This is a genomic window from Winogradskyella sp. SYSU M77433 (genome assembly GCF_029911945.1).
Classification (GTDB): Bacteria; Bacteroidota; Bacteroidia; order Flavobacteriales; family Flavobacteriaceae; genus Winogradskyella.
Window position 1 is genome coordinate 71010 of record NZ_JARYTG010000008.1, and the last position, 18368, is coordinate 89377.

Annotated in this window: 13 protein-coding genes; 2 read left to right on the top strand and 11 right to left on the bottom strand. The window is 33.5% G+C overall.

The features are described 5' to 3' along the window. Position 1 precedes the first annotated feature (1 nt). Both QGM60_RS15350 and QGM60_RS15355 read right to left on the bottom strand, forming a co-directional pair. On the bottom strand, positions 2-793 hold the full coding sequence (locus QGM60_RS15350; protein ID WP_281141134.1) for a sugar-binding protein: 792 nt from the start codon (positions 791-793) through the stop codon (positions 2-4). Between the two features lie 4 nt (positions 794-797). Continuing rightward, on the bottom strand, positions 798-1265 hold the full coding sequence (locus QGM60_RS15355; protein ID WP_281141135.1) for a DUF6265 family protein: 468 nt from the start codon (positions 1263-1265) through the stop codon (positions 798-800). A 90-nt stretch (positions 1266-1355) separates the two neighbouring features. Between QGM60_RS15355 and QGM60_RS15360 the strand changes: the two genes are divergently transcribed. Both QGM60_RS15360 and QGM60_RS15365 read left to right on the top strand, forming a co-directional pair. Next, a complete protein-coding gene (locus QGM60_RS15360; RefSeq protein ID WP_281141136.1) occupies positions 1356-1739 on the top strand; it encodes a BlaI/MecI/CopY family transcriptional regulator in 384 nt (127 codons plus the stop codon). Between the two features lie 104 nt (positions 1740-1843). Then, the gene (locus tag QGM60_RS15365; protein ID WP_281141137.1) at positions 1844-3160 is read left to right on the top strand and encodes a M56/M15 family metallopeptidase; all 1317 of its coding nucleotides are present in this window, start codon (positions 1844-1846) and stop codon (positions 3158-3160) included. 64 nt (positions 3161-3224) lie between these two features. On the opposite strand, the gene QGM60_RS15370 is transcribed toward QGM60_RS15365, so the two are convergent. From QGM60_RS15370 to QGM60_RS15410, 9 genes are all read right to left on the bottom strand, one after another. Then, a complete protein-coding gene (locus QGM60_RS15370) occupies positions 3225-4799 on the bottom strand; it encodes a steroid delta-isomerase (RefSeq protein WP_281141138.1) in 1575 nt (524 codons plus the stop codon). A 91-nt stretch (positions 4800-4890) separates the two neighbouring features. Then, the gene (locus QGM60_RS15375; RefSeq protein WP_281141139.1) at positions 4891-6699 is read right to left on the bottom strand and encodes an acyl-CoA dehydrogenase family protein; all 1809 of its coding nucleotides are present in this window, start codon (positions 6697-6699) and stop codon (positions 4891-4893) included. Positions 6700-6741: 42 nt separating this feature from the next. Beyond that, positions 6742-7095, bottom strand: coding sequence for a four helix bundle protein (locus QGM60_RS15380; protein WP_281141140.1), 354 nt, complete (start codon positions 7093-7095; stop codon positions 6742-6744). Positions 7096-7132: 37 nt separating this feature from the next. After that, a complete protein-coding gene (locus QGM60_RS15385; protein ID WP_281141141.1) occupies positions 7133-8323 on the bottom strand; it encodes an acetyl-CoA C-acyltransferase in 1191 nt (396 codons plus the stop codon). Positions 8324-8395: 72 nt separating this feature from the next. Continuing rightward, the gene (locus QGM60_RS15390) at positions 8396-10804 is read right to left on the bottom strand and encodes a 3-hydroxyacyl-CoA dehydrogenase/enoyl-CoA hydratase family protein (protein WP_281141142.1); all 2409 of its coding nucleotides are present in this window, start codon (positions 10802-10804) and stop codon (positions 8396-8398) included. A gap of 8 nt (positions 10805-10812) precedes the next feature. Next, the gene (locus QGM60_RS15395; protein WP_281141143.1) at positions 10813-11262 is read right to left on the bottom strand and encodes a MarR family transcriptional regulator; all 450 of its coding nucleotides are present in this window, start codon (positions 11260-11262) and stop codon (positions 10813-10815) included. Positions 11263-11375: 113 nt separating this feature from the next. Continuing rightward, entirely contained in the window at positions 11376-13145 is a 1770-nt protein-coding gene (locus QGM60_RS15400) for a long-chain fatty acid--CoA ligase (RefSeq protein WP_281141144.1), read from the bottom strand. A 286-nt stretch (positions 13146-13431) separates the two neighbouring features. Then, the gene (locus tag QGM60_RS15405) at positions 13432-14250 is read right to left on the bottom strand and encodes a helix-turn-helix domain-containing protein (RefSeq protein ID WP_281141145.1); all 819 of its coding nucleotides are present in this window, start codon (positions 14248-14250) and stop codon (positions 13432-13434) included. A gap of 305 nt (positions 14251-14555) precedes the next feature. After that, a complete protein-coding gene (locus QGM60_RS15410; protein ID WP_281141146.1) occupies positions 14556-18113 on the bottom strand; it encodes a choice-of-anchor Q domain-containing protein in 3558 nt (1185 codons plus the stop codon). Between the last annotated feature and the right edge of the window lie 255 nt (positions 18114-18368).

An 18368-nucleotide genomic window follows, 5' to 3' on the forward strand; every position in this document is an offset into this window, starting at 1 on the left:
ACTATTCAGATAAAAGTAAGGTGCCAAAAATATTGGCGTCAATCCAGCCACGATTTTTGTCTTCACCTTCAACAGGTATAGAGCCTATAAAGTTTTCACGTTCTATACTGTAGTCGTTATCACAATACGCAATAGCAAAACCAACCTTTTTGTTTGGTGAAAGCTTTATAGGTGTGTTTCTGTCTGAATTATCGTCATAAGTATCATCATACAGATAGAGTTTTACTTCCCAAATGGAAGTATTACCTTCAGTAATGAGTTTAGACTCTACATGAGTGTTGTACATTTTACCAACTTTTTCGGTAGACATATCTACAACATTACCGTCTAATGCGATGTGATATGCAAAAGCATTGTGGTTATATTGATGTTCGCCACCACTATTATCTTCGTCTACAAAGATTTCTAAACAGTCGTCATCCCACCATTTTACAAGTGAATCTTTAGTGTTATCAATTAAAGTATCATCTTTGATTTCGGCTAAAACGTAGAGTGCATCATTGTCCCAAGACAATTTGAAACGTCCAGAAAAATCCTCATTAGAAATAGAATCGCCTAACCAAACCTGATCCATTGGATACCATTTAGCTTTTTCCCATGAAATTTCATTAGCAACTCCATCAACAGAAATAGTGTTTGCAACTTTATTGATTTTTCTAAGTTGTTTTTCAATTTTAGTTGATGTTTTTGCTATTTCAGGTTTTTCTTCAACAGTTTCATTTTTATCATTTTTATCATTTTTACAGTTGAAAAAGCAGAGGCATATTAGTATTGAAGCAATAAATCTTTTCATGTAATTATTTTTTATAATTGAATTTTACGGTTTCTACTGAACCATCGTCGTTTTTAATATCAACATAGATGTTCATTTCGTTTGCAGATATTTTTTCGAATGTCATCCCTTCAAAAACGACTTTATCTTCGGTGATTTCTTTGAGAGGAAAATCAACCGTTTCATCTTTTGTTTCCCAACCTTTGAGGTCTGGACCAAAGTGTTTCAATTGAAGAATTAAGGTGTTTTCAACTTCTCTAATGACTTCAATTTCATAGAAAGAAACCTTACCATCATTAATGAGTTTAAAGGTTGCCATCATAGAACCTCCAGAGGGTTCACTCCATATTTCTTCGGTTATACCACCAAAAGCTTCACCATGCCATGAGCCTGCAATCCAAGCAATATTTTCTAGTTTAGGTTCTAGAGTTTTGTTTTCTTGAGACCAAACGAAAAAAGGCATTATGCATAAGGTTAAAAGAAATTTTTTCATTAGAAGTATTTTGATATAAATATAGAGTTTTTGATGTAAACTTGTTATTTAAAAATTTATTACTACATTTGTAGTATTAAAACTATAATTGTGGATATAAAACAATTAAATAAATCAGAGTTACAGATAATGAAATATTTATGGAATCTTAAAAAAGGTTTCATGAAAGATATTGTAGAACAATTTCCAGAGCCAAAGCCAGCTTACACAACTATTTCAACGTTATTATCTAGAATGTGTAATAAGAATTATATAGGTTTTGAACGATTGGGAAGGGATAAACAATATTATCCTATTTTAAGGAAGAGTGACTATTTTTCAAAACAGGTTAATGGAATGATTCAGCATTTTTTTAATGATTCTAAAGCACAATTTGCTTCTTTCTTCACTAAGAATGCAGATTTGTCCGTGCAAGAATTAGAAGAATTACAAGATTTATTAAAACAGAAAATTGAGGAGAAAAAGCACAAATGATTAATTACTTTTTATATACCATTATTAGTTTAGGCTGTTCCTACCTATTGTATTTTTTCTTGTTGAGAAGGCAGAAGACTTTTCAATTTAATCGCTTCTTTTTATTGGGCTCAATTTTTTTATGCTTGTTGTCACCTTTTATAGAGTTTGAAATATTTTCATCTGTACCAAGTATAACCCAAATACCAGTAGAAAACTTTAGTGAATTACAAGTAAACAATGATTTTGAAGATGTCGTAGTAGGTAATACTACAGCCCAACAAAAATCAGAAGTTAGCTTTTGGACTTATGCTTACGTTTTGTTTTTTGTTCTGTTCTTATCAAGATTTTTGAAGAACTTGTTTAGCATTTTCTATCTGACAAAAGGAAACTTTAAGAGTATAGGAAAACTTAGGATAATAAAAGTTAAAGATTCTGATATGGTGTCTAGTTTCTTTAACTATGTGTTTGTTCCTGAAAATCATGCCATAAAAGATGAAGATTTTTCTAGCGTTATGGCTCACGAACTAATTCATAGTAAAGAATTTCACACTGTTGATGTTATTATTTTAGAATTTTTGACCTGTATTTTTTGGGTCAATCCATTTGTATGGTTATATAAAAAAGATATCCTTCAAAATCATGAATATATAGCTGATGAAAAATCAATTTTATCAGGAATTGATATAGAATCGTATTCAAAATCTATTATAAATTTAGGACAAAAGGAATACTGCGTTCCTCTGACTAGCGGATTTAATTTCATTCAAATCAAAAATCGAATTATTATGTTACATCAATTAAAATCATCAGTATTAAAGCGTGTTGTAAAAATTTCAACATCAATATTATTAGTTACAGGTATACTTATTTTTAGCTCTTACAAAGATTTAAAAGAAACCTTAGTAGTTGTTGTAGACGCTGGACATGGTGGACTTGACGAAGGCTCTGGAAGTATTACAGATATAAAGGAAAAAGACGTTTTACTTGATATTTCAAATAAGTTGGCTTCTTTAAGTAATGAAAAGGTAAAAATAATAGTGACTAGAAATTCAGATGATTTTCTTTCTCTAAGTGAACGTGCAGATATGATTAATAAAGTAAAACCTCATTTTATGATTAGCTTACATAACAACTTCAGCACAAATGAAGCTATAAATGGTATTGAAGCTTATTACTACGATAAAAATGAAAATGCGGAAAAATCGGATAAGTATAGTAGAATTTTATTAGACAATCAACAAGAGATGTTTTATAAAAATAGAGGTATTAGGACTGCAAATTTTCAATTACTTAAAAAGATAAATTGTCCTGCAACATTTTTAGAACTTGGATTTCTTTCTAATAAAAAAGATGTGCAGATATTAGCGAGTAATCAGAAACGAAGTGAGATAGCCGACGCTATATTTAAAAGTTTAAATCAGATTAGAGAAAATAGATAAATAGAAAAGCCGATTCTCAAAAGAGTCGGCTTTTCTATTTTGGTATTTTTATAATATACTCAAACTATCTTATATAAGTAACCTTATCAATAAGATTATTTGTTATCTCATAAATAGCAACGAAATATTCAAATTGATCGTTTTTGGTGAGTTTTATTTTATCTATAACCTTATTGCCGATGATTATTCTGTTCAGTACTTCAGCATACAGATTTGGTGTGCTTTCTGAAAGCGCAATATAATCATCTCGTACAGCAGATCTATCTTCGAAAACAACTTCATCAGGAAAATTATATATCATAACATCTTTGGCGTAAGTTCTTCCTAATGCCTTTACATCTTTTTCGTTGTACATTTTTACATGTTCATTTATCAATGCTTCTTGCTTTTTCTTGAATTTGGAATTTTCAATAGATGTCATGGAAGTGACCTTATCGTTTTCAGTTTCGTAAATAGTAACTTGTCTTTTAGTGGAACTATTTAGGCTCAATAATTCTTCTTCTACAATAATATTTTTTAAAGCAATTCTATTAAGAACCTTAAGATTTGATTTTTCATTGTCCTTAAAAAATTGGGTGTAATTTTCAATAAGATTATCTCGACCGTAATATTTAATCTCGGAAGGAAAATCTTTTACAAGAACATTGACGTTTAGAGTCTTTGAGAAATCTTTTAAATTACGGTTATTAAAAAGGTCGATGTGCTTATCAATAATTTTTCCGGCTTCATCTTCAATAGTGTTTGATTGGTTACTTACAGTGTACGAAGATGAAATATCAGGATCGATTTCTGCAGCGATTAATAATTTTGAACCATCTTTATTGGTTGCTAAACGTGTTATATTTAAAATACCGTAGTCTTTTAAATTCTCAACTTTTTTCCAGTTATAATCCTTTTGAAGTGTGAGCTTGTAAAGAATACCTTTTTTTCCTGAGAGCAGATTGGTACTGTTGAGCCAACAAATATCTTCTATTCCTTTTAGGGTATTTGCAATAAGTTTTGTGTCTCCTGTAATTGGATTAAGAGATTTTATTTGCCACTGTTTAGAATTGGCTTTAGAGATAAAACTAATTAAGTTAGAATTAGGAATTTTATGAAATGAACGTCCAACATTACTGGCCATTTTTTTGTTGGTACCTTCTTTTATATTGGAGCTGTATAAATTTAGCTGTTCGTTTTCAATTACGGCAGAAACCACAATATCTTCATTATACCACGTATAGTAAGCAACCACCAAATCTTTAATAAGTTCTGTTGATTCTCCGTTGCTGGCATCATATGCGTATAAACGTTGTTTGCCATCTTTGTCTAGTCGCACAGCGGAAATACTATTTTTATTCGGAATTTTAATAGGAGTATATTCACCTCCTTCAGATGAATTAATCCAAGTTTTACTACTGTATTGCGTATCGTATTTGGCAATATCTGTTTGGTCATCTCTTGTTGATGAAAATAGGATGTATCTATCATCTAAAAAAGAAGGCTGATTGTTGTAGCCTTTATTATTCGAGATGTTTTTACCATTCTTTACTTCAATTTTATTGCTAGACTCTAAATCGAACAAAAAGACCTCTGTGTCTGATTGAGCGTATAAAGTTGCAGTGAAAAAAATGAAAATAATAAAACTTGAAATTTTCATAAGTCCTGATTTTAAGAACTAAAGGTAATAAAATAAAAAAAGCCAATTCTTTTATTGAATCGGCTTTTTTATTACTTAACTTAAAACTAAATTAAAAGCAGTATTTATTCTCTGCTTTTATTTTTTCTGCGACTTCCTTACGTAAGTCAACAATGTCTGGATAGTTTTGGTACTTAGTAAAACGCTTAAGTCCCATTAGCATCATACGTTGCTCATCACCTTCAGCGAAAGAAATAATGCTTTCTTTTCCTTTTTTCTCTATAGTTTCTACAGCGTGATATAAGTATAATTTAGACATTGCGATTTGCGCAGATTGTGCGTCTTCACCAAAACGTTTTACGTTTTTCTCTGTACGTAAAATTGCAGATTCTGCCATGTAGATTTCAATTAAAATATCTGCAGCAGCAACTAGTAATTGTTGGTGTTGCTCTAGATCTGGTCCAAATTTTTGCACTGCAGCACCAGCAACCATTAAGAAGGTTTTTTTAAGTTTTGCAATCATTTCTTTTTCTTCAGAAAATAACTCAGAATAATCTGGTGTATCAAAAGATGGAACACCCATTAATTCTTCTTGAACTTTCATTGCAGGACCTAATAAATCTACGTGACCTTTCATTGCTTTTTTAACTAACATACCTACAGAAAGCATGCGGTTAATTTCGTTTGTTCCTTCATAGATACGTGCTATACGTGCATCTCTCCAAGCAGCTTCCATTGGTGTTTCTTCAGAGAATCCCATACCTCCAAAAATTTGGATACCTTCATCTGCACAATTTTGTACGTCTTCTGATACTGCTACTTTTAAAATAGAACACTCGATAGCGTATTCTTCTACACCTTTAAGTTCTGCTTCTTGGTGTGAGTTTCCTGCTTCAACACGTAAAGCAATACGGTCTTCGATATTTTTAGAAGCTCTGTAAGTTGCAGATTCTCCAACGTAAGTGTTAGTTGCCATTTCGGCTAACTTAATTTTTATAGCACCAAAATCAGCGATAGGTGTTTTAAACTGTTTACGCTCGTTTGCATATTGAACAGCTGTAGTTGTGATACGTCTTTGCGAATCTAAACAAGCAGCAGCTAATTTGATACGACCAACGTTTAAGGCATTCATTGCAATTTTAAAACCTTCTCCACGACCAGCTAACATATTTTCTACAGGAACTTCAGTATCGTTAAAGAATACTTGGCGCGTAGAACTTGCGCGGATACCTAATTTATGCTCTTCTTCACCTAATGTGATTCCGTTTGGATTGTTTTTATCATATTCTACAATAAAACCTGTGATATTTTTATCGTTTTCAATTCTAGCAAAAACAATCATTAAGTTACAGAAACCAGCGTTAGAAATCCACATTTTCTGTCCGTTGATTTTATATGTTTTTCCGTCTGCAGAAAGCTCTGCAGTAGTTTTTCCAGAATTAGCATCAGATCCAGCACCAGGTTCTGTTAAACAATAAGCACCAAACCATTCGCCAGAAGCTAATTTTGGTACATATTTTTGTTTTTGTTCTTCGGTACCATAAAGTGTAATTGGCATTGTACCAATACCTGTATGCGCACCAAAAGCAGTACTAAAAGATCCTGTACCAGAAGAAATATAGTCACAAGTTAATACCGTAGATACAAATCCCATTCCCATTCCGCCATAAGCTTCAGGAACAGCAACACTTAAAAAGCCCATATCTCCAGCTTTGCGCATAACCTCTTCAGTTAAAGCGAAGTCTTTAGCTTCAAAACGAGGTTTGTTAGGAATGATTTCTCGGTCATTAAATTCCATAACCGATTCTTTCATCATTTGTTGTTCTTCTGAAAAATCTTCAGGTGTGAAAATATCTTCACAGTTTGTTTCTTTTACTAAGAATTGACCGCCACGTAGGATGTCTTTTTCTGTTTCTGCCATATTTTTATAAGATTAAGAGATTCAAGATTCAAGATCCAAGACTTATAAATCAAGTCTAGATTGAAATCCCGAAATCATTTTTTGTATTTGTTTTATTTGTTGTTCTAATTCTAAAATTTTTTCTTCTGTAATATAGTTTTCATTGAAAGCTACATTTAATTGTGTTTCCCATTCGAAAGCAGAACCTAAGCTGTTTTCTAAATAAATATTGAAATGCTTATCAGAGCTTTTGCTTGAACCTTCTGAAATATTTGAAGGAATAGAGACTGCACTTCGATTCATTTGACTCATTAATCCATAAGTTTCAATTTTTGGGAATGTTCTAGTAGTTTTATAAGATTCAGAAACTATTTTCATGCTTTCATTCCAAATTTTTAATTTTTTAAAATTATGCATCTTCACCTCTTGTTTCTTGATTCTTAAAATCTTGTCTCTAGTTTAAAAATTCAAAAATTCCACAAGCACCTTGACCAGTTCCAACGCACATGGTTACAGCACCATATTTACCTTTCATGTTGCGTTTACGCATTTCGTCAAATAATTGTACTGATAGTTTTGCACCTGTACATCCTAACGGGTGACCTAATGCAATTGCGCCACCATTAACGTTTACAATGTCTGGATTTAGTCCTAATTCTCTAATTACTGCAATTGATTGAGAAGCAAAAGCTTCGTTTAATTCAATTAACTCTAAATCAGATTGTTTTAATCCTGCTAAGTCTAATGCTTTCGGGATTGCTTTTACTGGTCCAATTCCCATAATTCTTGGTTCTACACCAGCAGCAGCATAATTAACTAGTCTTGCGATAGGTTCAAGGTTTAATTCTTTTACCATGTCTTCACTCATAACCATGACAAATGCAGCACCATCACTCATTTGAGATGAGTTACCTGCGGTTACACTTCCGCCTTGAGCGAAAACAGGACGTAGCTTAGATAAAGCTTCTACATTTGTACCTTTACGAGGTCCTTCGTCTTTATTTACAGTATATGTTTTTGTTGCTTTTTTACCATTTTCGTTTATGTAAGTTTCTTCAACTTCAATTGGAACGATTTGGTCTTGAAAACGATCTTCAGCTAAAGCTTTTAGTGCTTTCATGTGTGAATTGTAAGCAAATTCATCTTGGTCTTCACGAGACACTTTAAATTGGTTAGCAACTGCTTCTGCAGTGTTACCCATTCCCCAGTAATAATCTTCGTGACCAGCTTTTACAGTATCGTAATTAAGTTCTGGTTTAAAACCTGTCATTGGTACGCTACTCATACTTTCTGATCCACCAGCAATGATGCAATCGGCCATACCTGCCTGGATTTTTGCAGTTGCAATACCGATAGTTTCTATTCCTGAAGAACAAAAACGGTTAACGGTTACACCAGGAACATCAACACTATTTAACCCAATTAATGAGATAAAACGTGCCATATTTAACCCTTGAGATCCTTCAGGCATAGCGTTACCAACTATAACGTCGTCAATACGTTTTACGTCAAGATTTGGTAATTCTTTCATCATGTGCTGAATCACTTCTGCACCTAACTCGTCTGCTCTTTTAAAACGGAACACGCCTCGTGGTGCTTTACCAACTGCTGTTCTGTATGCTTTTACTATATATGCTTGTTTCATTTTTTCTTTTGATTTTTAGAGCCAAGAATCAAGAATCAAGATGTCTTGTTTCTTGCATCTTGTTTCTTTTTTCTAATTTCTAAGTGGTTTTCCAGTCTTCAACATATGCTGAATTCTTTCTAATGTTTTTCTTTCAGTACAAAGCGATAAAAATGCTTCGCGTTCTAGATCTAATAAATATTGCTCACTTACTTTAGTTGGCTCTGATAAATCACCACCAGCCATAACGTAAGCTAATTTGTTAGCTATTTTTTGATCGTGTTCACTAATGTAATGGCTTGCTTCCATAGCGTCTGTTCCTACTAAGAACATACCTAATGCTTGCTTACCAAGTACTTTAATGTCATTACGTTTGACAGGTTGCGTATAGCCTTGATCTGCCATTAATTTAGCATAGGCTTTTGCTGTTGCAATTTGTCTATCCTTATTAACAACAACTACATCTTTTCCTTTTTGAAGTACACCTAAATCAAAAGCTTCGTATGCTGAGGTTGATACTTTTGCCATACCAATAGTTAAGAAATACTCTTGAAGTGTATTTAACTCAACATCACCTTTTTTGAAGGTGTCTTGTGCTCTTAAAGCCATTTCTTTAGATCCGCCACCACCAGGAATCACACCAACACCAAATTCTACAAGACCAATGTAAGTTTCGGCAGCAGCAACAACTTTGTCGGCGTGCATTGATAACTCACATCCGCCACCAAGTGTCATACCATGAGGTGCAGAAATGGTTGGAATAGAAGAGTAGCGCATGCGCATCATCGTATCTTGGAAGTATTTGATAGCCATGTTAAGCTCGTCATACTCTTGCTCTGCAGCCATCATAAAAATCATTCCGATGTTTGCACCAACCGAGAAATTTGCTCCTTGGTTACCAACAACTAAACCAGCAAAATCTTTTTCAGCAATGTCTATTGCTTTATTTATTCCAGCAAGAACGTCTCCACCAATGGTATTCATTTTAGATTGGAATTCTACATTTAAAATGCCATCACCTAAATCTTCAACTACAACACCAGAGTTTTTAAATACCTCATTAGATTTTCTGATGTTATCTAATATGATGAAACTATCTTGACCTGGTACTTTTTCTTGTGCTTTCTTATCAATATCATAGTAATACGTTGCACCATCTTTTACTGTGTAAAATGATGTGTTACCTGAAGCAACCATATCATTTACCCAAGCTGCTGGTGTTTTACCTTCAGCTTTCATTATTTCAAGACCTTTTTCTACGCCAATAGCATCCCAAATTTGGAAAGGACCATGTTCCCAACCAAATCCTGCTTTCATAGCATCATCTATCTTATATAATTCGTCTGAAATTTCAGGAATACGATGTGATACGTAAGCAAACATTGCTGCAAAGTTTTTGCGATAAAACTCACCAGCTTTATCTTTTCCTTTTACTAAAATTGGAAAACGGTCGATGACTTTATCTACAGTTTTTGTTAATTCTAGAGTAGGGAAAGAGGCTCTTTTTTTAGAGCGATAGTCTAATGTATCTAAGTCTAATGATAAAATTTCGCTTTTACCATCGTCTGTTTTAACTTTTTTATAGAACCCTTGACCTGTTTTACTTCCTAACCATTTGTTTTCCATCATAGTATTGATGAAATCTGGTAATTTGAAAAGCTCATGTGCTTCGTCATCAGGACAGTTGTCGTAAATTCCGTTAGCAACATGTACTAAAGTGTCTAACCCAACAACATCTACCGTACGGAAAGTTGCCGATTTTGGGCGACCAATAACAGGACCCGTTAATTTATCAACTTCTTCAACAGTTAATCCTAATTCTTTTACTTGATGAAATAACGATTGAATACCAAAAATACCAATACGGTTACCAATAAATGCTGGTGTATCTTTAGCGATTACAGATGTTTTTCCTAAAAACTGTTCGCCATAACCGTTTAAGAAATCTAAAACGTCTTGAGATGTTTTTGGTCCAGGAATAACTTCGAATAACTTTAAGTAACGCGCTGGATTAAAGAAATGCGTTCCGCAGAAATGTTTTTGGAAATCTTCGCTGCGTCCTTCACTCATAAACTTAATAGGAATACCAGATGTGTTTGATGTAATTAAAGTACCTGGTGTACGGTGTTGTTCTAGTTTTTCAAATACTTGCTTTTTAATGTCAAGTCTTTCTACAACCACTTCCATAATCCAATCTACATCTGCAACTTTTGCTATATCATCTTCAAGATTACCTGTGGTAATTCGGCTTGCAAAAGATTGATGATAAATTGGTGAAGGTTTAGATTTTAAAGCTGTAGCTAAAGCTGTATTAACAATACGGTTTCTTACTACCTTATCATCAAGGGTAAGACCTTTAGCTTTTTCAGCATCATTTAACTCTCTTGGTACAATGTCTAATAATAAGACTTCTACACCAATATTGGCGAAATGACAAGCAATACCGCTTCCCATAATTCCGGATCCAATAATGGCTACTTTATTTATTCTACGTTTACTCATAATGAATGTTAAGAATGTTCTTTGTGATTGTATATTTGTTTATTAGAAATCATGTTATTTATTATTTCAGCTACTTTGTAAAAACTATCTAATTCCTCTGAAGAGACATTGTTTTTTATAGCTTCGTTGAAGGTGAGTACCTTCTCTTTTGAATAATTTCTTTTTTCTAGACCAAATTCCGTTAGGTGAATTAATACACCTCTACCATCTTCAGGATTTGGTTTGCGAATGATTAGTCCTTTTTCTTCCATACTTTTTAAAGTACGCGAAAGGCTAGTGGCTTCCATACCCATTTTTGGGCCTAGTGAAGTTGATGGTGTCCCATTTTCGGGATCTATACTTAAAAGTGCAAAACCTGTTGCCATAGTGGAATCAAATTTTGCAGCTTCTTCGTTATACATTTTATTTACGGCCAACCAAGTGGTCCTTAAAATGTAATCTATTGTTTTGTTTTTCATGTTAAATTCTTGGTGACCAAATATAAAAAAATTTATTATGCACGCATAATAAATAATAATAATTTAACATAAAAAAACACCTTATATTAAGGTGTTTGTAATTTTAGATGTGTTTAATTGTAGATTTTATCATAAAGATCCTTGTGGATGTTTTTAATGACATCTCGTTTTATCTTCATAGTAGGCGTGAGGTGACCACTATCTACAGACCAAACAACTTCGGTTAATTCGAAACGCTTTATTTGCTCCCATTTGCCAAAATTTTGATTGTATTTATCTACTTCTTTCTGAATACGATCTTTAATAATTTGAGATCTGGCTATTTCAGATTCAGACTTACTGATATTATGACCTTTGTGATCTATCCAGTCTCTAATAAAATCAAAATTAGGTTGAATAATAGCAGCAGGCATTTTTTCACCTTCACCAATCACCATAACTTGCTCTATGAAAAGCGATTGCTTCAAATCGTTTTCAAGTAGCGTAGGAATGACATATTTTCCACCAGAGGTTTTAAACATTTCTTTTTTACGTCCTGTGATTTTCAAAAAGCCGTCTTCATCAATCTCACCTTTATCACCAGTATGGAAGTAGGCGTCAGTCATTACAGAAGCTGTTTTCTCTTCGTCCTTATAATAACCCATCATCACATTAGGACCTTTGATTAGGATTTCACCATCTTCGGCAATTTTAACTTCAACATTTCTAATCGGTTTACCTACAGTACCAACTTTGTAGCTTTTTTCTCTATACATACCAACTGAAATAACAGGTGATGTTTCTGTAAGTCCATAGCCTTCCATGACCTGCATATCAGCAGCGGCAAAAATTTTGGAAAGTCGAGGTTGTAGGGCAGCACTACCAGAAACCATAGTGGTTAATTCACCACCTAAAGCGGCTCTCCATTTACTAAATATTAGTTTTTTGGCAATACTAAGTTTAAATTCGTACCACCAGCCATTTGCTTTGTAAGGTTGCCAAATTTCACCAAGTTCAACAGCCCAATAAAAAAGTTTGTGTTTTATGCCTTTTAGCTCATCAGCTTTCAACATGATTTTATCAAAAACCTTTTCTAATAAACGAGGTACAACGCTCATAAGATGGGGTTTAATTTCTTTAGCATTCTCACCAATTTTGTCTAAACCTTCAGCAAAATATACACTTGCACCTACATACTGATAAAGGTAAATTAGCATGCGCTCAAAAATATGGCAGATAGGTAGAAAGCTTAATATTCTGGTTTCTCCATTAATATTAGGAAGACGTTTTGAAGAATCAAGAGCATTACTGGTGATATTCTTGTGAGATAACATAACACCTTTTGGTTTTCCTGTGGTTCCTGAAGTATAAATTATTGTAGCTAAGTCTTCAGGTTTTACAGCATCTTTTCTTGCTTCTACTTCTGGTTGGTTGCTTTCATCTTTACCGAGTTCGAACAGTTCTGAATAATGCTTACAACCTTCTATTTTGTTGAAAGAGTAAACCTCTTTTAGTTTTGTATTTGCTTGTACCTTTCTCACTTTTTCTAAAACTTCTTCATCGGATACGAAGCAGTAAATAGATTCACTATGATTTAAAACATATTCGTAATCTTCAGGAGAGATGGTTGGATAAATAGGAATATTTTGGGCGCCTAATTGTAAAATGCCAATATCCATGATATTCCACTCAGTTCTATTTGTAGAAGAAATGACTGCGATTTTATCATTTGGTTGTACACCAAGTCTCAATAAGGCTCTACTAATTGCATTGGCTTTGTCTACATATTCTTGAGTAGACATAGGTGTCCATTCACCATCGTATTTTGTAACTAAAGCAGTATCAGTAGGTTTGTGTTCTAGTTGATAATAAGGAAAATCAAATAGACGTTTAACATCTGTCATAATATATTAGCAAAAATTAGTATAGATAATTGCGAAAATATCAAATTTAATTGTATAAAATGAAATTTTAAGAGTAGATGATCTTTTTAACGTGAAATTAATACAATTTATAATCTCGATTTTAGGGTTATACAAAAAAAAGAGGTTTTATAACCCTAAAACCTCTTTATATACGATACTTTACTCTGTGTGTACTAATAAATACTCAATAACCCTATATTAAATAAATATTAGAAAAAAAGCATCTTGCTAAATGTATATACTATAAATTGATAATTCTTGTAAATTATCGTAATGATAATTTTTTAAGGTATTGAGTTAAAAAAGGATAATCAGATTTGAAGTATTCTTTTGGTGTTTGTTTCATGAAATGTTTGAAATCTTTTGTAAAATGTGAATGGTCATAATAATTGTACATGTAGATTAAATCTTTAATGTCTATTTTATTCCTTTCATACTTTCTCATCAATTTAATAAAACGATGTAATCTTATGTATTTTCCTGGAGTAATACCCACAATTTTTTTAAACTGTGTCTCTAAAGTTTTTTGACTAAAGCTAACATGGTCTAAAAGTTCGTAAGTATTTAGCATGCCGTCTTTACTACCTATATAGTTGATGACATTATCAATTTGAGATACATTTTTATCCATTTTTAGTTCAAAACTGGCAAGCACTTTTTTTATCTCTGCATTTAATTTAACCATGTCATTTCCGTACTTTTCAAATACTGGGTTTAGAGTATTGAATAAACTTTCAGAAAATTCGATTAAAGGAATATGTTTATTCCGAATTTTATAAATATCAAGTTTAGTGAGTTTGTATAATGAGGTAGGTGATAATAACATCCCGAAAACCTGACTTTCACCATCTACTTTTATCTGATAGGACTCTGTGAATTGACCAGACACCATCAAACCTTGGAGAATAGATTTTTTATTATTTAAATAACAATTATGCTCACTTCCAAAAAAGTAAGAAATATGCGTAGCACATAGTGGCAAAATAGGGGTCTCAAAGGGAAGATCTTTTTTTGCAAATGCAAAAGAATAGAGTTCTTCTACTATATGTTCTATAGTAGAAGTCTCATAATATTTTATAGTCATACAACGAATTAATCGTAGGGAAAATACGACAATATTTTAAAAATTACAAAATTGAAATATAATTAACTTAGTCTAAATCTGAAGATATTCAATTTATTACAAATATTTATAAACACCCCAAAATAAGACGATACAAGTTGTGTCTGCTGTCTGTATAATTTGTTGAGTTTCTCAAAACTGAATGTCCTAGATGTGTTTTTTACAGAATTTAATTCTTTTTATATGATACTTGAATAGAAGGATAAAAAAGGCCAAGACGTTTTTAATGGTCTTGACCTTAAAGAACTGATTAATAGCTTCTTTTGTTATTGTTTAATTACTTTTATACTTTGTGTTTTGTTATGGCTTTTTAGTTGTAATACATAAACTCCAGTAGCGAGTTGCGACATATTAATTGTATCTACGTTTTGTTTTGAAGCCATAACTTTTTGCCCTTGTATGTTGTACATTTCATAGCTATAATTATTTAAATTAGTTTTTATGTATAGCATATTGGTTGTTGGATTAGGGTAAACCATAAAGTCTGTAGTACTTACTATGTTATTGCTTAAAGTTGATTGAAGTTCGTAAGCACCAACATCTATAGTGCCATCAAAAACTCTAGGGTTTCCAGCTAAATCGGTATCGTTAGTTAAATCTCCACCAGCATTTGTATAAGCAGTGTTGTTACCTGCATTAACGGCAGGACTATCACTTATTAAACTAAAATCACCATTTGTAGGGTCGGTAAAAATATCTGTTTCTATTAGTCCTGTAGCATCAATATTACCGTTACTAGTATCGGTATTTCCTTCTATAAGACTATTTGTATAGGTAGGTGAAGAGTTACCATTGTAAATCTCTCCCCAAATAATACAGTTGTTAAAACTTGGTGAAGAGTTCCGATTATAAACTCCACTTCCGGTCGTAGCTGTATTACTAGTAATACTTACATTGGTTGAGTTAAAAGAACTTGAATGAATGTATAAACCTCCTCCTTGACTATTACAGGTGTTTCGATTAATGTTTACATTTAATAATAATGGTGCACTCTCTAAAATAACTATTCCTGCACCATAAGTATCCGCATTGTTTCCGTATACGATGATATTTTTAAGTTTAAGGTTAGAACCTCGAAGGTAAACACCACCTCCAGCACTCCTAATAAAAAAATAACCATTAATATAATAATCATTATGGTTGCTTATGGTATTTCCTCCAGTAATCGTAAAGCCATCTATAATACCTTCACCTACATTACCAGCTCCCATGACTACATGGTAGGTATTATCTGCTATAGAAGTTGATGTGTAAGGATTACCAGCAATAGGTGCAGGGCTAATTAACGCATCGTTACCATTAATATCGCCACTTAAAACTGTAGTATTGGTAGTGATGCTTAAATCGCGATCAGCTAAAGAAGTTTCATTACCTGCAAATCCACCGTATAATTGTACATTTGCGACCATTAAAAAAGCATTTTCTCTACCTTGATCTGTTCCAAAATTAGCACCATCTTCTGGACTATATTTTGGGGTGTAGATTCCACCAGCTACCCAAATTTGTAAAGGCGTAGTTTCCCAAGCTGTATCTTGTAAGCTATTTGCCCAAAGTAAGGCATCGGCCAATTCTGGTACAGCATTTGCCCAAGAGTTGCCTATCTCATTGCCGCCACTTACATTTTTATTTACGTAAATAATGTTATTGGCATCTGGTTGTAAATGGTTTTGAAACTCATAAGCGCCAATATCTATAGTTGTATTAGAGATTCTATTTTGAGAATTTAGGTCTAGCAATAAAGGGTTGGCGGTGTTATCTCCAGCATCTGTAGCAAGAGAACTGTATACTATTTGGTACCCGTTAGTATAAATCGGATCAGTGTTTTCTATATTATTGTTTCCAGTAATATTAGTTGGTAGATTACCATCATTATCAGTCGTTGTATTATAGAACAAACAATAATTTGCGGTTCCTGTACCACCACCGCCATCATCATTTATGTTACCATTAGTGCCACTGTTATTGGTAAAAATTGTATTAGTAGCGTTTATACTTCCATTAAAAAAATGAACACCACCACCTTTGTAGGCGTTGTTATTGGCAATGGTACAGTTAATAATATTTATAGTGCCGCTTTCAGCAGACATAGCACCACCATTAGCAGAAGCGGTATTTGAGTTAAAAAGACAATTTATAATATCTAGTGTACCACCAAAGGATATTAACCCAGCACCAATACCTATTTCTGGGTCGTCTGTGGTATCTGCTACATTACTTCTTAAAGTACAATTGTAAATGCGGTTGTCTCCATTGTTATACACACCTGCTCCAGAACGTCCAATAGCTAGTTGTGAGTTATCGGTACTATCATCGGCAAAGCCCCATTGTATAAAGAAGCCGTTTATTTCGGTATTGTCACCTAGCATGGTAACAATGGTATGGCTGTCTCCTGGGTTTTCAGTTCCTGAACCATTTAAATCACCACTCAAAATGGTTGGGTTTTCTGCCCAATTGCGTTCATCGGCAGTGGTTTCTGTTCCGTTAAAGCCACCAAGAACAGTAACGTTGCTAGGAATTGTAAAACTATCTGTTTCAAGCGTTCCAGGTGTGTAGGTACCTGTAGCGACCCAGATTTCAGTTACTAGGATGCAATTTGAGGCTGAATTTATTGCTTCACTTAATTCTGTAAAGGCATTGTTCCAAGAGCTACCGTTGTTAGTACCACTAGTAGCATCTTGGTCTACATAAATTATAGAACTTACATTCAAACATGGATTTTGTTCATACGCGCCAATATCTATAGTGCCATCAAAAACTCTTGGGTTTCCTGTAATATCGGTTGCTTCTGTATTAAAACTATTATCGCCTGCATTTATAAGTACGCTGCCATTGGCAGGGTATAAGCCATCGTCTGCTGTACCCCAAATACCATCCAATCCAGCAGGATAGGTAGTACTAACAAATGGATTGCTCGTAAGATCTACAAAGCCTGTTTGTCCAGTTAAAACACTTCCACTCACATCTGAAGCATTATGAGACCCTGAAACACTACTACTATCAAAACCATTATATATATCTAGACTATTCGATGAGGTATTTCCATAAAAAAGCGTGTTGTTAAGTGTTGCATTTGAGTTTAAATTATTTACCATGCCTCCTCCATAAGTTGATGCAGAATTGTTATAAAAAGTTACATTGACTAAGTTAGGGAAAGATGAGTTATTTACCATTCCACCTCCAAAAGAAGATGAAGAATTGTTATAAAAGGTTACATTGACTAAGTTTGGGGAAGATGAGGTATTGTATATTCCACCTCCATAAGTTGATGCAGAATTGTTATAAAAGGTTACATTGACTAAGTTAGGGGAAGACGAAGCATTATACATACCACCACCTTCTCTATATTGTAATGTATGCCCACCAATGGTTACGCTCCCTGAGTTATATACGGCAGCACCTCCTGTTATGGTAAAACCCTCTACCAGCGCAGTATTGTTGAGGTTGGTAGTTACTAATACGTGTACCGTGTTGGTAGTGCCTAAATCTCCAGAGAGTATGGAAGGATTGCTGAAATCTTGGGTATTGGTACTAGGGTCATAACTTCCTTTAAGTTTTATGTTTGTGTTCATCCAAAAATAAAACTCGGTAGGGTTTGTAAGTGTAGTACCTGGTGCTGAATTCGGATGATATGTGCCCGAGGCTACACGTACCTCATCGCCATCCACAACTAGATCTAAGGCGTTTTGTAAGTCTTTTTTTGCTGTAGCCCAAGAGAGACCATCGCCTGTATTGTCAGGACGTGAGACATCTACATAGAAGGTGGTTTGCGAAAACCCTATTTGACATAGCGTAAGTGTTAAAATAAAGTGTAGTAGTTTTTTCATAACTAATAGGTTGTTTGGTTTACTATGCTAAAGTATTGGGATTAAGGATGTGGTTCAATACGTAGGTCTACGTAATGGACAGTAAAATGTTTTTGTATTCATTAAAGGAAAGTCCTATGGAATTTTTAAAGCCATTTTTAATCTTTTGGTTGCTATATTGATACCGTTTTGAGAGTTGGTCTAGTGAGATATGTCCTTTAAAAAAGTGAAGATAAAAAACAATGTTATCTAAAATTGAGGGTGTGAAGTTTTTAA

Coding starts and splice junctions, on each gene's coding strand:
- QGM60_RS15395 (WP_281141143.1), bottom strand. CDS start 11,262: ATGAAAAACAAAACAATAGATTACATTTTAAGGACCACTTGGTTGGCC.
- QGM60_RS15355 (WP_281141135.1), bottom strand. CDS start 1,265: ATGAAAAAATTTCTTTTAACCTTATGCATAATGCCTTTTTTCGTTTGG.
- QGM60_RS15370 (WP_281141138.1), bottom strand. CDS start 4,799: ATGAAAATTTCAAGTTTTATTATTTTCATTTTTTTCACTGCAACTTTA.
- QGM60_RS15410 (WP_281141146.1), bottom strand. CDS start 18,113: ATGAAAAAACTACTACACTTTATTTTAACACTTACGCTATGTCAAATA.
- QGM60_RS15385 (WP_281141141.1), bottom strand. CDS start 8,323: ATGAAACAAGCATATATAGTAAAAGCATACAGAACAGCAGTTGGTAAA.
- QGM60_RS15405 (WP_281141145.1), bottom strand. CDS start 14,250: ATGACTATAAAATATTATGAGACTTCTACTATAGAACATATAGTAGAA.
- QGM60_RS15390 (WP_281141142.1), bottom strand. CDS start 10,804: ATGAGTAAACGTAGAATAAATAAAGTAGCCATTATTGGATCCGGAATT.
- QGM60_RS15375 (WP_281141139.1), bottom strand. CDS start 6,699: ATGGCAGAAACAGAAAAAGACATCCTACGTGGCGGTCAATTCTTAGTA.
- QGM60_RS15400 (WP_281141144.1), bottom strand. CDS start 13,145: ATGACAGATGTTAAACGTCTATTTGATTTTCCTTATTATCAACTAGAA.
- QGM60_RS15350 (WP_281141134.1), bottom strand. CDS start 793: ATGAAAAGATTTATTGCTTCAATACTAATATGCCTCTGCTTTTTCAAC.
- QGM60_RS15380 (WP_281141140.1), bottom strand. CDS start 7,095: ATGCATAATTTTAAAAAATTAAAAATTTGGAATGAAAGCATGAAAATA.